Here is a 14,300-nt window from a genome sequence, read left to right as displayed (position 1 = left end):
ACGGGCACAAATTGTGAAGTTTGGAAAAATGGGCTCTCTGCCTGAAACCTCAATTGTTCAGAACACACTGACCTTCTGACTGATGATAATTTCTGTGGCATTCCCACCTATTACCGGATCGGTCGATATGGGCATTTTCTGGTAACTCGATTGCATTGCAGCGATCACCGGACGCCTCGTAACCACGTTCGCATTTCCATCCAACTCCATGGATCGCGTCATCGTAGAAAGCATTTTCAGGCACAAACACGGCATCGCACTGTCCGTCGCGCTCAAAATACCCACGCTCGCACGTCCAGGGACGCCCGCTGGTTGATGCGTTCAGAAAAGCGTTTTCCGGCACCGCTACTGCCACGCATGCTTCTCCGTCTTTTTCGTAGCCACGGTTGCAACGCCATGCAGATCCATAAGTGCTATTCGTTAGGTAAGCATTATCCGGCACCACGATTTTCTGGCAGCTATCGTCTACTCTTGTGTATCCACGCAGGCACCGCCACCTCTCACCTGATGGATCGAGATATCCACCCTCAGGCACAATCACTTCAGTGCATGAGGTGCCGCCAACTTCAACAAAGCCATGCATACATGCCCACCCTGAGCCATAGGTTCTGTTTGTGGGGTAGGCATTTCCCGGCACGACAATGGCCACGCATTCTTCGCCTTTCAACCGATAGGACAAATCGCATTCCCAACCGTCGCAATACTTTTTGGGATGCGCGTTATCCGGGATCGAATTTGTTTCGGCCGATGCGGGACTTGATGAGATAAAGGAGCCCGCCAAACTGCTGAAGACGACAACAAACAACGCAGCCATTAAGTGAGCGCAAAACCGGTACTGATTTTTTCGATTTGCCCTGATGCAAACGGCGTTGTCCGAATGTTGAGTGATTGAGTTACGATCCATCCAGGTTCAGCCCCTCGATACAGGCCTGCGCCAGGTCTTTGTTAGGAGTTTGGGATCCCGGCACCGTTGCCCAGCCAGCCGCCATGACGGCATCCTTCTGCTTGAAAGAAGAAGCCTCTTTGATCGTCGTTATTTTTTCGGCGCGTTGGGCGTCAGTTCTCGCCATGTCGACGCAGACCGGAACCAACGCAGCGATTACATTATCGCGGGACATGGCGTTGGCCATCTTGTCCGCGCTACCGCCGGTCATCCATCCACCCCATGAAAATCCAACGACGCCTACGAAAACCCCGCCGATCAGAGCACCGTAGATTCCGGGTTTAAGCCATTCGGGCGTGTTCATAATCTATTCCTCCTGCGGGGAAAGCGCCGCATCGCTGTCATTGTTAGATGTGGCCAAGGTCTGGTCGTGCTTGAGCGCCAGTTCAAAATCTTCTGGGTCAATTGTGCGCATTTCCGTGCGGCCTGGCTTGCTGCCTTTGCCCCGAACTGTCAGGTAGGTTCCGGTTCTGCGATATGCTTCGAAACTCAGGCCCTGCAGTAGCTCTTCTTCAACAACTACTTCATACTCGCCTGCAGGAAGTTCATCTGGATAGCCGGACAAAGAGAACGGATTTGAAAACGTCACCAAAGAACTGGACGATCTCGTGCTCACCTTAGTCCTCCATATAGTTTGTTGGATCTTCCCCGCGCAATCTGCCGCGGATTACGCTCGTAAGCGCCACGGTAGTACCGGCGTTGTAATTTAGAATAATGTGCAAATGGCAGACGCGCGCTGATCGATGTTAGTCTGTGGCCAATGACCTGAGATTTTATTGGAATCTCAAATGCATTTGGTGCCCGAGGATCAGGTGCCGCCAAAAATTGACTAACCTGCGTCAGTGCAACGATGTTTGGATTCCGGCAACGTGATTTGTGTTGGCGGGATATTTGCTGGCGTGTTCTTAACGAGTAATTGAGAAGCGCAGGAAATCCAGTACCGCAATCGGACTGTATTTATCTTGCGCTTCTTTTTCAGTGAAATCCCAAATCTGCCGAAGCGAATTCCGTCTCTAACAGGCAACGATCATCAAAATCCCGGCATCGCTGTAGGGGTGAACTTATTGCTTCAACAGTGGCCCGGCCTGATCCAGATAAGTGGGGTCAAAACCGGCCAACGTCACCAGTCCTTCATAATCATCAAATACCACTTGCCCGGATTGAAAAGTAACCAGCCCCTTCTCCCGCAGTTGCCGTAGGACACGATTAACATGCACGGCACTCAGTCCCAGCGCATCGGCAAGGTGGTATTGTGTCAGGGGGCAAGTGTATCCCGTCTTGTTTGCCATCCCGACCTGAGTCAGCCTCACACCAAGTTCCAAAAGAAAATGCGCCATGCGCTCACCCGCATCGCGCCGTCCTATGTTGACCAGGTGCTCAACCACCATCGCTTCATCTCGGGAGACCGCCCAAAGAATTGCTGTCGCCAGCCGGGGCGTCTGCGCAAATGCTTCCAGGAGATCATCCACTACTACTTCAATGGCTTGGATTTCCATGATTGGTTCTATGCTGTGATCCGAGGTGTGCAGCAGAACGCTTCGCAAGCCCAGAAAGTCACCCGGTATTTGGAAATCGACGATCTGACGCGACCCGTCAGTCTGGGTTTTGTAGGAACAAACCCAGCCCGAGGCCAGAATGTAGGCAGCCTGCTCTGATTGCCCTTGATGCACAAGGTCACGTCCGGCTTCAAAGGTTCTGCGACGCTTGTGCAGGCGTGCCAATGCCGCAAGTTCAACCTCAGTCAGAGCGACGAAGTTTGAAAGCTTTCGGGTGAGTGGACTGTTTTTGATAGTGCGCAAGTGTTCTTCCTTCATCGATGAGCAGCCCGCGAAACTATCCGACGCCAAGACTGCTTTCGATCAGTTAAGTATACAGCAATCTATGCCAGTATGATGCAATTCATTGTGGCGCTTCCTTGCTTGGACGCCTGTTAAAAAAGGACGTCTACCATGGCTGACCGGCAAGACCACTCAGGAATGGCCGCACTCTCAATTTGTGAAGCGCTTTTGCTTGCAATTAAAGATCGTGAGCTTCTGCCCGAACATGAAATTGTGGGAGTTCTGCATGACGCAGCTGCTGTCCACGAAACAGCGGTCGGCAATAACGATGAAAAGGACATGCACCAGGCCGCCGCTGTTCTGATAAACAAGATCATTGCTTCCGGCTATCGCGTTCGGCAGTAACGTTAATTTCCTGTCAGAAAAACAAGAATACGCTCGTCAAAAAAGCATAACAACAAATAGAAGCACTATTGGTGCTTCGTTCCCGATCAATTCAAACACGAAGCAAGAACCAAAGATCCAATCTCTGCAATATCTCAACTTAATGAAAAATTCCACGACCGCGAATTACTCCCTCTTCCCCGCCACCTGCATGAGCCACAACGAGAATTTTCTTACTGGCTGAAGGCCCGCATGGCCTGTCCTGCTGCACTGCCTGCGACAACGCAAACGTTGGCTTTGTTCGGCGTCTAAGTTGCTGATCCTATGTGCCTCGAAACTACAGTTTGATAGTATCGCATCATCATAGCTTTGAATGACCGGTCTGGCGACAACAGCTGCAACGCAGCGATGAATGTGCTGCGACAGCAAATCAATGCCGCGTCAGCAATTGCCGCAATCGCACAAGTCCGGTTTGTCCGCTTAGCAGACGCTCAGTCAGTTTTGGCAAAGGTCCGCTCCTGAGCCAAAGCGGACGTGCTTAATAGTATGGCCATTCTTAACAGTAGGAATTGGGCGATGGGCATGGAATTGAAATCAACCCGGGATCATCAGGCATCAACAAAAAATCGGGGGACAAATCAGGGGATATTTATCAATTTATCGCAAAAATATTCAAAAATTGGTAAAATACAGCTATTTTTGGTGCCTCAAGAGGGACTCGAACCCCCGACCTTGTCCTTACGAAGGACCTGCTCTACCAGCTGAGCTATTGAGGCAAGCGAGGGCTCGTTTAAACCGTCCGGGTCAGGCGCGCAAGCCCAGTTCTTAGGCTCTGGGTGCAGAACCCTTACTGTGAATTTTTTGTAACAGCGTTGAACAGTGGTTGTTGTGCATCTCTTATTTCGGTATTTCGTGAAATATGGAATTTGAAGCGACAGATCAGTTGGCCACCCTGGGCCATCCGCAGCGGTTAATGGTGTTTCGCATGCTTATGCGACGCTTTCCTGACACTGTTCCTGCCGGTGAACTGGCAGTGCAGCTGGATATTAAACCCAGCACCTTGTCAAATTATCTGAGTGCTCTGCAACGCGCGGGACTGGTGCGGCAGGAGCGGTTGGGGACATCGCTGCTCTATTCGATCGAGATGACGAATGTGCAGTACATGCTGGACTTCCTGCTGAACGATTGCTGCAGAGGTCGGCCCGATATCTGTATGCCCTCCACCCAAGGAGCCAAGACTATGCCGGACCGGAAATACAACGTCCTTTTTCTGTGTGTGGGCAACTCCGCCCGTTCGATCTTTGCCGAATCCATCCTGCGCAGCTTGGGTAGGGATCGGTTCAACGTTTATTCTGCAGGCACACAGCCGACATCTGAATTGAACCCCTTCGCGATGCAGGTTCTGGCTGACAAAGGGCACGATACTTCGGCTTTGCGGTCCAAGCATATGTCTGAATTTGCAGCCGATGGCGCGCCCGAGATGGATTTCGTGTTCACCGTCTGCAATCAGGCCGCGAACGAGGATTGTCCGGCCTGGGAAGGACAACCCATCAGTGGCCATTGGGGCATGGTTGACCCGGTCAAGGCCATGGGCACGGACGCCGAGAAAAGCCTGGCCTTCCAGAACGCCTATGGCGCGCTGAAGCGACGGATCGAGGCGTTTACCTCTCTACCCGTCGAAAGCCTGGATCGGATCGCTTTACAAACGGCCGTGGATGACATCGCCAGAACACCTGTTGAGGACATGCAATGACGACTTACGCGGTAAACGGCCTTGGCCGGATGGGCAAACTGGCCCTGAAACCTCTGCTCGAGAAGGGCGCCAAGATCGCCTGGATCAATGATAGCGCTGGCGACCCCGAGATGCATGCGCACCTGTTGGAATTTGACACTGTTCATGGCCGCTGGGATGCGGAATTTACCCATGAAGCCGACAGCGTGACGATCAATGGCACCCGTCTGCCCTTCATTGGCACCAAAGACCTGTCCGCCCTGCCGCTGGACGGCGTGGATGTGGTGATCGACTGCACTGGCGTGTTCAAGACCGAAGCCAAGCTGGCCCCGTATTTTGACGCACGGGTGAAGAAGGTTGTCGTCTCGGCCCCGGTTAAGGATGGCCCGACTGCCAATATCGTGATGGGCGTGAATGAGGGCACTTATGACCCTAATATACATCACATCGTGACCGCGGCCTCCTGCACGACCAACTGTCTGGCTCCGGTGGTCAAGGTCATCCATGAAAATCTGGGCATCCGCCATGGCTCAATGACCACGATCCATGACGTGACCAACACGCAAACCATCGTAGATCGCCCCGCCAAGGACCTGAGGCGCGCGCGCTCGGCGCTGAATTCCCTGATCCCGACCACGACCGGCTCTACCACGGCGATCACGCTGATCTACCCGGAACTGAAGGGTCGTCTGAATGGCCATGCGGTTCGGGTGCCTTTGCTGAATGCCTCGCTGACCGATTGCGTTTTCGAGGTGGAACGTGAAACCACCGTCGAAGAGGTCAACGCCTTCTTCAAAACCGCCGCCGAGGGTGAGCTGAACGGCATTTTGGGCTATGAGACCCGGCCTCTGGTATCCACCGATTATACCAATGACGAACGGTCTTCGATCATTGATGCGCCCTCGACCATGGTGGTGAACGGGACGCAGGTGAAAATCTATGCGTGGTATGACAACGAGATGGGCTATGCGCACCGTTTGGTTGACGTGGCACTGATGGTGGGGAACGCGCTGTGACCGACCGGCCTGAGGGGCTGTCGGCCTATATCGCGGTCACGGCGGCTTATTGGGCCTTTATGCTGACCGACGGAGCCCTGCGGATGTTGGTGCTGCTGCACTTTCATACGCTGGGCTTCTCGCCGGTGCAGTTGGCCTATCTGTTTGTTCTCTATGAAATCGCAGGGATGGTGACGAACCTTGCGGCGGGCTGGATCGCGGCTCGGTTTGGTTTGACCTCGACACTCTATGCCGGGCTTGGGTTGCAGGTGGTGGCGCTGCTGGCGCTGACGCAACTAGACCCTAACTGGGCGATTGGCGCATCTGTGGCCTTTGTCATGATTGTTCAAGGCGCAAGCGGAGTGGCCAAGGATCTGGCCAAGATGTCCTCGAAATCCGCAGTGAAACTGTTGGCCTCGACAGAGGGCGGTGAGCTGTTTCGCTGGGTCGCCTTGCTCACCGGATCAAAGAACGCTGTCAAAGGGCTGGGCTTCCTTCTTGGTGCAGCCATGCTGGCTACACTGGGCTTTCAGGCGGCTATTATCGTGATGGCGATCGTTCTGGCGGTGATCCTGTTCGCGGTTGTCCGGTTTATGCCTCCCGGTCTGCCCAAAGGGCGCAAGGGCGCGAAGTTCTCCGAGGTTTTCTCAAAATCTGCCAACGTCAATTGGCTGTCCGCCGCGCGGGTCTTCTTGTTTGGTGCCCGTGACGTGTGGTTTGTGGTCGGCATCCCAATCTATTTCTACGCCGTTTTGTCCGATGGCACGGAAGAGGGCAATCGCGCGGCCTTTTTCATGATCGGCACCTTTATGGCGTTCTGGATCATCCTCTATGGCGTCATTCAGGCCAACGCACCCATAATCCTGCGCGCCCAAGACAGGACCGAGGGCGACCTGATAAACGCTGCCCGAAGCTGGGCCGCAGGCCTGTTCTGTGTCCCGTCGGCGCTGACCGTGGCGGTTCTGATCTCGGGCGGACCGCAAACATGGCTGACCATCACACTGGTTTTGGGCTTGTTGGTCTTCGGGGCGCTGTTTGCTGTCAATTCGGCGCTGCATTCCTACCTGATCCTCGCCTTCACCAAATCCGAGCGTGTCACGATGGATGTTGGCTTCTACTACATGGCCAACGCCACAGGCCGGTTGCTGGGCACGGTACTGTCCGGACTGACCTATCAGATCGGTGGATTGCCTTTGGTGTTGGGAACAGCAGCGGTGATGGTCGCTTTGGCGGCAATCACCTCGGGCAAGCTGACGGATGAAAGCCAAGAGGCGCATGCCTAAACGCTAAATGCGCCCTTGGTTTCAAACTGTATGGATGCGCCGCTTACAGAACCGAAACAAAGAACGGCTTCAGGATTTCCCCGTTTGAAACTGCGGCCTGTGCGGCGTTTGCTGTATCCAGCGCCTCGCGAATGGTGACGTCCATATCGAGATAGCGGTAAGTCCCGAGTCGACCCACAAAGGTGACATTTTGTGCCGCCTCGGCCAGATCCGCATAGTCCTTCAACAAGGCTTTTTCCTTCACCTGCCGGATCGGGTAATACGGGATGTCGTCGGGGCCAGCTGCGCGCGAGTATTCGCGGTAGCAAACCGATCCCTGATGGTCTTCCCACGGGGCAAAATGCTTGTGCTCGGTAATGCGGGTGAAGGGCACGTCCTCGTCGCCATAGTTCATGACCGCGCAGCCCTGATAGTCGCCTTCATAGGTGAACCGCTCGAAATCCAAAGTGCGATAGCCCAGCCGACCAAGCTCATAGTCGAAATAGCCATCCAGCGGGCCGGAATAGAACACGTGGTCAAACGCGGCGCCCATTTCGCGATTGAATGTTGTTTCCAGCTGAACCGTGATTGCAGGGTGATCGAGGATACCGGCAATCATGTCGGAATACCCTTCCTCCGGCATTCCTTGAAATCTGTGAAAAAAGTAATTGTCGTCGTAGTTGAACCGCACCGGCAGACGTTTGAGGATTGACGCAGGCAGTTCAGAGGGGTGGCAGCCCCATTGCTTGATTGTGTAGCCCCTAAAAAACGCCTCATAGAGATCGCGACCGACATAGCGCAACGCTTGTTCCTCAAAGCTCTGTGGGTCGGTGATCGAAGTATCGGCCTGTTCTTGGGTGATAAAGGCGCGCGCCTCATCCGGGCGCAGGGTGGTGCCGAAGTACTGGTTGATCGTGTGCAAATTGACCGGCAGCGAGAACACCCGGCCTTGGGATGTTGTTTTCACCCGGTTCTTGTACGGCCGGAATGTCGCAAAGCGATTCACGTAATTCCAGACCTCTTCGTCATCGGTGTGGAAAATATGGGGGCCATAGACATGAACCAGAACGCCTGTTTCTGCGTCGCGATGGGTGTGACAATTGCCGCCGATATGATCGCGGCTGTCCACAATGGTGATCTTATGACCCCGTTCTGCCAGCGACCTGCCGATGACCGCGCCCGAAAGCCCGGCCCCAACCATCAGGAAATGCCGCGTGCTCATTCAGGGTCCTTTCTGTTTTGACGTGATGGTCGTCATGTCCAACGGCTTGGACAATTGCCGGCGCGCGATCTTGAGGATGCCTGATCGGGCTGATCCTCTGTCGCGAAACTCCGACAGATCGGACATCCAGCTTTTGCACATGCGCCAGCCAAGCTGCACCCGCCCCGAGATCGGCTGCCCACCCTGCAAGATCCCAGCAAAGACGATGGGCACGGTGCGGCGGGTCAGATCGAACATCTCTTTCAGGACGGCCTCTTCCTGTTCGGAGCTCAGGTTGCCGGTTTCAGCCATGGCTGATTTTAGAGCCTTTCCTACCGGACGGGTGTGGTGCATCGCGATTTCGTCCAGAATGGCGGTTCGGAACGCTCCGGCCTCGGCCCAGCGACACCAGATGTAGTCCAGCCCGTATCCGCTCATTGTACCTTGAAACAGGGGCAGGGCCTTTTTCAAAACATCCCGATGCAGGCACGGGGCCATGATCTCGATATAGTTGATATAGCGCAGCACAAATCCGGGGCATCGGCTAAAAACAAAATGCGAATAGTAGCTGTCGAGTGTCAGTGATGGCTGTGCGATGCGCAATCCATGAGTGCGCATGGCTTGAAACAGGGCGTTCACATCCTGCGCGCTGATGTCCAGATCGTCATCCGGCAACCATATGAAGTCATAGTGGTCCAGATCCCTGTCGGACAGCGTCTTGTATAAGCCATCCCACTTGCCGCCCTTGATCAAAACAGCCTCAACGCCCGGCTGCGGGGTGAAGGCCGCAAAAGCATCGTCCGAGAAATAGCTGACCAGCAAATCGTAGTCGCGCTGCTTTAACGGCAAGTCTTGCCATCTGTGGTGCAACGAGTTGTTGCCCGCCCGGACAACCACGAGGTTTTTTTTCATGCGTGCTTTTGAACCTGACTATCTGCCCGCATCAATGGGGCCAGTCCTTCGATCATGTCCGGGTTCAGAGGGTGACTCAACCGTCCGTGCGTGTATTTCGCCTGATACACCAGGTTACGGACAAATCTATTCAACGGTGAGCCGGGTTTGGCACGGCGGCGACAAGGATCAATATTGCTTTCGCTGTTCTGCCGTTCCGTAATCATTTGCTTGCGCAGGGTCAGAATGGGGACGTTATGTTCCCAATAAAATTTCAAGTCGATATCAATCGGTCTCGAGATGGGCGCTTCGGGCTTCAACAGACGCTGTGCAGCGCGGCGACCCAGAACATAGCCGGTGGTTCTTGGAGGTAATCTGTCTGATAAAACAAGGTGTTGATCTGCAAATGACGTCAGAACCTGAAGGTTATTCCCCGGCACGCCATCTAGTTTGATCATCACGTCCTCAAAACACTCGGGGCAATCTTCGAGAGCGTTCAGGAAAGGCTGTGGGTCAACGATAAAGGTGGCGTCGTCCTCAAGAACCAAGCTGACACACTGATCGGATTCGGCAATTATTTGCCAGATCTTTCGATGCCCCAATGTGCAGGCGACCTCTCCTCGACTAAGAGGCCGCTTGAACTTTATCCGGTTCATATCGGCATCGTAGACGCAGCGCAGATCGGCCTCGGCCATCTGATCGCCAGATATCGCGTCACAAAATTCGTGATGCAGCCCGTGTTGCGTAAGCTCACGCTCGCAGAAGCGCCGACGCTCTACATCTTTTGGTAGACTAAGAATGAAAGTCCGGATCGACACAATATGGATTCCAAAAATGCTCTACCGCGTTACTACGTATCTCAATTGGCTAGTACAAGCGCAATTGGCAGCTTGCATTTGCCGGTGCGACAAGAAGGTCAGTCTGGCTGACCGCGATGCAGAAAACAATTTATGCGTGCGCAACGTGATCATCGCTTTGAATATGGTAGTGCGTATATTAACGTGCTCAAGAGTAACACAATTCCGCAGTTTGAACATCGCCAAAATTGGGTAAATACAATTGCGCAGACTTCCGCCGTCGATATCTGCGCTGTGGGCATTTTGCTGCTTGGTAGCGGCCCTTTCCGAGTGCGGTCAGGCAATTTTAGGCAGGTTGTCGAGAGTTTGTAAGACTTGTTTCGCCTATAGACCCCACCTATTTTGACGCGGAACTTGATTGCCCCCGGACGGGGCTAGTCTGTCGCGGTGTATTATCTGCCCTTTTGGCAAACCGGAATATGGGTTATCTGGGCGAGCGCATGGTTTCACGATCTGGAGAATGCAATGATTAAGCGCGCCTGGGATGAATGGCGATCTGGCTATATGGGTCGTCTCATCAGCGAGAGCTTTTTTGCGCAGGGCAGACTGTATGCCGTTGCAATCGTTGCGATGATTGCAGTTGCTGCTACGACCGCAGGGGCGGCTTTCATGATGGAATACATCGTGGACGCCATGACCAGCCCGGAAATGAGAAGCTATGCCTCTTTGATTGCGCTTGGCGTTGTAGGTCTTTTTCTTGCCAAAGCGCTTGCTACCTATGTTCAGGCCATCTATCTGGCGCGGGCTGGCAACCGTATTGTGGCCGCCCAGCAAGACCGGGTGTATCGCAAGCTGCTGCGCCATGGGGTGTCTTTCTTTTCGGCCAATGAATCCTCGGACCTTTTGATGAGGACGACAAATGGAGCTCAGTCGGCGCGGAGACTGATTGATATCCTGGTCACCGGGTTTGTGCGTGATGCTTTGACCCTCGTGGGTCTGGTGATCGTAATGGTTTATCAGCAACCCGTCTTGTCGATCATGTTTTTCCTCGTTGGACCGGTTGCGCTGTATGGCGTGCGCCGCTTGTTGAAAAGCGTACGTTCGATCATGCAGGCCGAGTTCAAATCACTGGCCGAGATCATTCGCGTACTGCAAGAGACATCTGCGGGGATCAAAGTAATCAAGGTCTTTGCGTTGGAAGACCGCATGATTACACGGATGGACACCGCGATCCGCAAGGTGGAGGAGCGTGCAAACGATATCGCCCGGCTACAATCCATCGCCAGCCCGCTGATGGAGTTTCTGGCCGGTTTGGCAGTTGCCGGTGTTCTGATCGTCAGCACGATGGGTATCGCGGGGTCCGAGCCGCCTACTGCAGGTCAGTTGATGTCCTTTATCACGGCCCTGTTGATGGCCTATGAGCCGGCTAAGCGCCTCTCCAAGATGCGGGTTCAGATTGAAGCTGCCATGGTTGGTGTCGGTCTTCTGTTTGGCTTGCTGGACCAGGAAGACACGATGCAGGAGAGCCCCGATGCCCATGATCTGCTGGACGGCCCCGGTGAGATTGCACTGCGCAATGTGACGTTTGGCTACAAAGGTACGATACCTGTCATCGAGGACATGAACCTGACTTTCCAGGCGGGCAAGACCACCGCGCTTGTCGGTCAATCCGGTGGCGGAAAATCAACGATTTTCGGTCTGATCATGCGATTTTATGACCCCGATGAAGGACAGGTGGAGATTGATGGCCAGGACCTGCGCCATGCCAGCTACGCGTCTCTGCGGCGCAAGATTTCTTATGTTGGGCAGGATACGTTCTTGTTTTCGGCCTCGGTGATGGACAACCTGCGATGTTCTGCACCAGAGGCCACCGACGAAGAGGTGATTGCGGCGGCGCGGGCTGCACACGCCCACGACTTCATCACGGAGCTGTCCGACGGCTATGACACGCAAGTTGGAGAAAACGGCACGTTTTTGTCCGGAGGCCAGAAACAGCGCATCGCCATCGCCCGTGCGATCCTGCGAAAGGCGGAAATTCTGTTGCTGGACGAAGCCACCAGCGCGTTGGACGCAGAATCCGAATCTCTCGTAAAACAAGCTTTGGATTCTCTGACCGCAGATATGACCGTCGTTGTGATTGCGCACCGTCTTTCCACGATCCTTGAAGCAGACAAGATCATGGTGGTCCAGGATGGAGCCGTTGTTGAGCAAGGCAATCTGGACGAGCTGATGAAACAGAACGGCAGCTTCCGTCGTTTGTTTGACCAGCAGTTCAAGAAAAGCGCGGCTGAACCAGAGGTGGCTGAGTGAATATCGACTGCCGCTGTTTGCACGTGTAGCTTTATGCCCTTACTGTTTTCTCGCCAGCGAACCCGCGATTCCTGACGTCAATCTCGCAAAATGCGTGAATGCTCACGAACGCGTGTCCTCTAGACAACGCTTTGGGTTCGGAGTCTGTGCGGGCTGGCATTGTGATTTGCACCCGACGCTGTTTTGCGTCATGGCGGGAGAGTTGCCTTGTTAATAACAACTTTGGCGTGAAATTACAGCGCTGGTAACGCAGGCCTGAAATATTCTTGAGGTTGTTGATATGACCACTTTTATTCCCGGACCCAGTTCGGCTTCCCCTCTTAGTGCTATTCAGGGTGACGTTGCCTATGGCGATGGGAACCCCAATACCACGACGGTCATTACATATAATTTTGATCAATACCTGGATTCTCAATCCTGGACAGAGTCCCACAAGGCAGATTTCCGCGCGGCGCTGGCGGCCATCGAAGCCGTGGCAAACGTACAGTTTGTTGAAGTATCTTCTTGGCTAGAAGCGGATATCTACGAAATCATTGCCCCATCTTCGAGCAGTTTTTTCGGTTCATCGAGCACTCTCGGATATCACTATACGCCGTCAAACTCTCCGTCCGAAGGCGCGTTCAATACAGATTTCTGGACCACAGGGTTGGGCGGGAACGGCGACCCGGGTGGTTTCTTTTTTACCACTTTGTTGCACGAACTTGGTCACGCCTTGGGCCTAGGCCACCCGCATGACACCGGGTTGGGCACAACGGTTCTGAATGGTGTGACTTCGCCCTTCTTTTCGTACGGCGATGGCAACCTGAATCAGGGTGTTTTCACTGTGATGTCGTACAATGATGGCTGGACTCAGGTGAACGGCCAATTGCCGGTGAATGCGACGTATGGCGGATCGACCGGTCTTGGGGCGCTGGATATTGCAGCACTTCAAGCCATGTACGGAGCAAATACCACCTATAATTCCGGTGCCAATACCTATGATCTGGCGTCGTTCAATACCGCCGGTGTTGGATACCAGGCCATTTGGGACACTGGTGGAATAGACACAATTCGACATACTGGTAGCGCCGCCGCCATAATCGACCTGCGCCCTGCGACACTTGACTATAGTCCGTTCGGTGGTGGTGCTATTTCCTATGTCGATGGCGTACAGGGCGGTTTTACTATCGCTTATGGTGTGGTGATCGAAAACGCGTCTGGCGGATCAGGAAGCGATACAATTACTGGCAATGCTGCCGTCAACACTTTGAACGGAAATGGTGGCAACGACATCATTTACTCGCTCTCGGACGGCAGCAACAATAACACGATCAACGGCGGTACAGGCCACGATACCATCTATGTCGCAAACGGGACCGGCCAGGATACGGTTGACGGTGGTGAAGGAAACGACACTGCCATTGTGCAGGACAATAACGGTTCATTCACCGGCGGGACGGGGTTTGACATCGTTCGCTTTATAAGCGGATTGAATACCTACCTGTTCCAAGACAATGGCAGCACCTATACGTTCTACAACGTGCTGACACAGACCTCTTTCACAGTGTCCAGCGATGTTGAGCTTTTCGAGTTCTCGAACGGATCGCAATCGTATAATTACGCTGGCATTTCATCGGCCACACAAATTCTAGACATCGAGAACACAGGCACGGTTCTTCAACACGCGTCTCATGGTATTTACCTTCTGGGCGGCGGAAATACCCCAATTGCAATCACTGTGGACAGCGTTGTTGTCGGTGATGAGACGCTGGACGGTTGGAGTGCGATTCAAGCTGAGGCTGCTGGCTCGGGCGGGTATCGTCTTTTGTGGAAAACCGATCAGGGTAATGCGTATTTTGAATGGATCCTGGATGACCAGGGCGTTTATGTTTCGGGTCAAAGTGTGGGCAACGTGGTCGATGTCGAAGCATTCTATAATGTGGACCTCAACGATGACGACACTATCGGCCATGTGACGACTCCGATCGAATCTGATGGTGCGACCACGTTGGCGGTTTCGACCGCAAG

The 14,300-nt window shown here is 53.8% G+C and carries 13 protein-coding genes and 1 tRNA gene; 6 read left to right on the top strand and 8 right to left on the bottom strand.

The genetic code is table 11. From position 1 onward, the window contains the following. Window positions 1–49: 49 nt before the first annotated feature. From ACR0C5_RS15985 to ACR0C5_RS15970, 4 genes are all read right to left on the bottom strand, one after another. Window positions 50–904 carry a hypothetical protein gene (locus ACR0C5_RS15985; protein ID WP_480877836.1) on the bottom strand — a complete coding sequence of 285 codons (855 nt, stop codon included), beginning with the start codon at window positions 902–904 and terminating at the stop codon, window positions 50–52. Continuing rightward, complete coding sequence (locus tag ACR0C5_RS15980) at window positions 894–1,247, bottom strand: hypothetical protein (protein ID WP_170329075.1); 354 nt, start codon at window positions 1,245–1,247, stop codon at window positions 894–896. Before ACR0C5_RS15980 ends, ACR0C5_RS15985 begins: the two co-directional genes overlap by 11 nt. 3 nt (window positions 1,248–1,250) lie before the next feature. Beyond that, complete coding sequence (locus ACR0C5_RS15975; protein WP_480877834.1) at window positions 1,251–1,559, bottom strand: hypothetical protein; 309 nt, start codon at window positions 1,557–1,559, stop codon at window positions 1,251–1,253. A gap of 445 nt (window positions 1,560–2,004) precedes the next feature. Continuing rightward, window positions 2,005–2,757 carry a Crp/Fnr family transcriptional regulator gene (locus ACR0C5_RS15970; protein ID WP_170403708.1) on the bottom strand — a complete coding sequence of 251 codons (753 nt, stop codon included), beginning with the start codon at window positions 2,755–2,757 and terminating at the stop codon, window positions 2,005–2,007. A gap of 135 nt (window positions 2,758–2,892) precedes the next feature. Here ACR0C5_RS15970 and ACR0C5_RS15965 point away from each other — a divergent pair, with 135 nt between their 5' ends. Next, window positions 2,893–3,126, top strand: a complete 234-nt coding sequence (locus ACR0C5_RS15965; RefSeq protein WP_010442296.1) for a hypothetical protein — start codon at window positions 2,893–2,895, stop codon at window positions 3,124–3,126. A gap of 679 nt (window positions 3,127–3,805) precedes the next feature. Here the strand turns inward: ACR0C5_RS15965 and ACR0C5_RS15960 are convergent. Continuing rightward, window positions 3,806–3,881, bottom strand: a tRNA-Thr gene (locus ACR0C5_RS15960). A gap of 143 nt (window positions 3,882–4,024) precedes the next feature. Here ACR0C5_RS15960 and ACR0C5_RS15955 point away from each other — a divergent pair. The 3 genes from ACR0C5_RS15955 to arsJ are packed head-to-tail and all read left to right on the top strand — an operon-like array spanning window position 4,025 to window position 7,115. Continuing rightward, window positions 4,025–4,858, top strand: coding sequence for an arsenate reductase/protein-tyrosine-phosphatase family protein (locus ACR0C5_RS15955; RefSeq protein WP_480877832.1), 834 nt, complete (start codon window positions 4,025–4,027; stop codon window positions 4,856–4,858). Next, a complete protein-coding gene (locus ACR0C5_RS15950) occupies window positions 4,855–5,853 on the top strand; it encodes an ArsJ-associated glyceraldehyde-3-phosphate dehydrogenase (RefSeq protein ID WP_480877830.1) in 999 nt (332 codons plus the stop codon). The genes ACR0C5_RS15955 and ACR0C5_RS15950 overlap by 4 nt, the downstream gene beginning before the upstream one ends. After that, a complete protein-coding gene (gene arsJ / locus ACR0C5_RS15945) occupies window positions 5,850–7,115 on the top strand; it encodes an organoarsenical effux MFS transporter ArsJ (protein ID WP_480877828.1) in 1,266 nt (421 codons plus the stop codon). The genes ACR0C5_RS15950 and arsJ overlap by 4 nt, the downstream gene beginning before the upstream one ends. A 43-nt stretch (window positions 7,116–7,158) precedes the next feature. Here arsJ and glf read toward each other — a convergent pair whose 3' ends face one another. From glf to ACR0C5_RS15930, 3 genes are read right to left on the bottom strand one after another with little or no spacing between them, the layout of a single operon-like run. Then, window positions 7,159–8,316, bottom strand: a complete 1,158-nt coding sequence (glf, locus tag ACR0C5_RS15940) for a UDP-galactopyranose mutase (RefSeq protein WP_480877826.1) — start codon at window positions 8,314–8,316, stop codon at window positions 7,159–7,161. Continuing rightward, window positions 8,317–9,207: a hypothetical protein gene (locus ACR0C5_RS15935; protein ID WP_480877824.1), complete on the bottom strand. Its 891-nt coding sequence runs from the start codon at window positions 9,205–9,207 to the stop codon at window positions 8,317–8,319. Continuing rightward, window positions 9,204–10,004 carry a glycosyltransferase family 25 protein gene (locus ACR0C5_RS15930; protein ID WP_170791597.1) on the bottom strand — a complete coding sequence of 267 codons (801 nt, stop codon included), beginning with the start codon at window positions 10,002–10,004 and terminating at the stop codon, window positions 9,204–9,206. Before ACR0C5_RS15930 ends, ACR0C5_RS15935 begins: the two co-directional genes overlap by 4 nt. Window positions 10,005–10,508: 504 nt before the next feature. Here ACR0C5_RS15930 and ACR0C5_RS15925 point away from each other — a divergent pair. Together ACR0C5_RS15925 and ACR0C5_RS15920 are read left to right on the top strand one after the other, a co-directional pair. Beyond that, complete coding sequence (locus tag ACR0C5_RS15925; protein WP_170770664.1) at window positions 10,509–12,293, top strand: ABC transporter ATP-binding protein; 1,785 nt, start codon at window positions 10,509–10,511, stop codon at window positions 12,291–12,293. Window positions 12,294–12,573: 280 nt separating this feature from the next. Further along, the coding region (locus ACR0C5_RS15920; protein ID WP_480877821.1) for a matrixin family metalloprotease at window positions 12,574–14,300 on the top strand (1,727 nt) is incomplete at its 3' end.

Source organism: Ruegeria sp. N8, assembly GCF_056531325.1.
Note: the sequence above shows the minus strand (reverse complement) of the source record. Positions and strands in the feature narration are given on the sequence as shown.

Excerpts from the sequence above, each read along its gene's own strand:
- ACR0C5_RS15925 (WP_170770664.1), top strand. The coding sequence starts at position 10,509 with ATGATTAAGCGCGCCTGGGATGAATGGCGATCTGGCTATATGGGTCGT.
- ACR0C5_RS15970 (WP_170403708.1), bottom strand. The coding sequence starts at position 2,757 with ATGAAGGAAGAACACTTGCGCACTATCAAAAACAGTCCACTCACCCGA.
- ACR0C5_RS15965 (WP_010442296.1), top strand. The coding sequence starts at position 2,893 with ATGGCTGACCGGCAAGACCACTCAGGAATGGCCGCACTCTCAATTTGT.
- ACR0C5_RS15980 (WP_170329075.1), bottom strand. The coding sequence starts at position 1,247 with ATGAACACGCCCGAATGGCTTAAACCCGGAATCTACGGTGCTCTGATC.
- ACR0C5_RS15935 (WP_480877824.1), bottom strand. The coding sequence starts at position 9,207 with ATGAAAAAAAACCTCGTGGTTGTCCGGGCGGGCAACAACTCGTTGCAC.
- ACR0C5_RS15955 (WP_480877832.1), top strand. The coding sequence starts at position 4,025 with ATGGAATTTGAAGCGACAGATCAGTTGGCCACCCTGGGCCATCCGCAG.
- ACR0C5_RS15950 (WP_480877830.1), top strand. The coding sequence starts at position 4,855 with ATGACGACTTACGCGGTAAACGGCCTTGGCCGGATGGGCAAACTGGCC.
- ACR0C5_RS15985 (WP_480877836.1), bottom strand. The coding sequence starts at position 904 with ATGGATCGTAACTCAATCACTCAACATTCGGACAACGCCGTTTGCATC.
- glf (WP_480877826.1), bottom strand. The coding sequence starts at position 8,316 with ATGAGCACGCGGCATTTCCTGATGGTTGGGGCCGGGCTTTCGGGCGCG.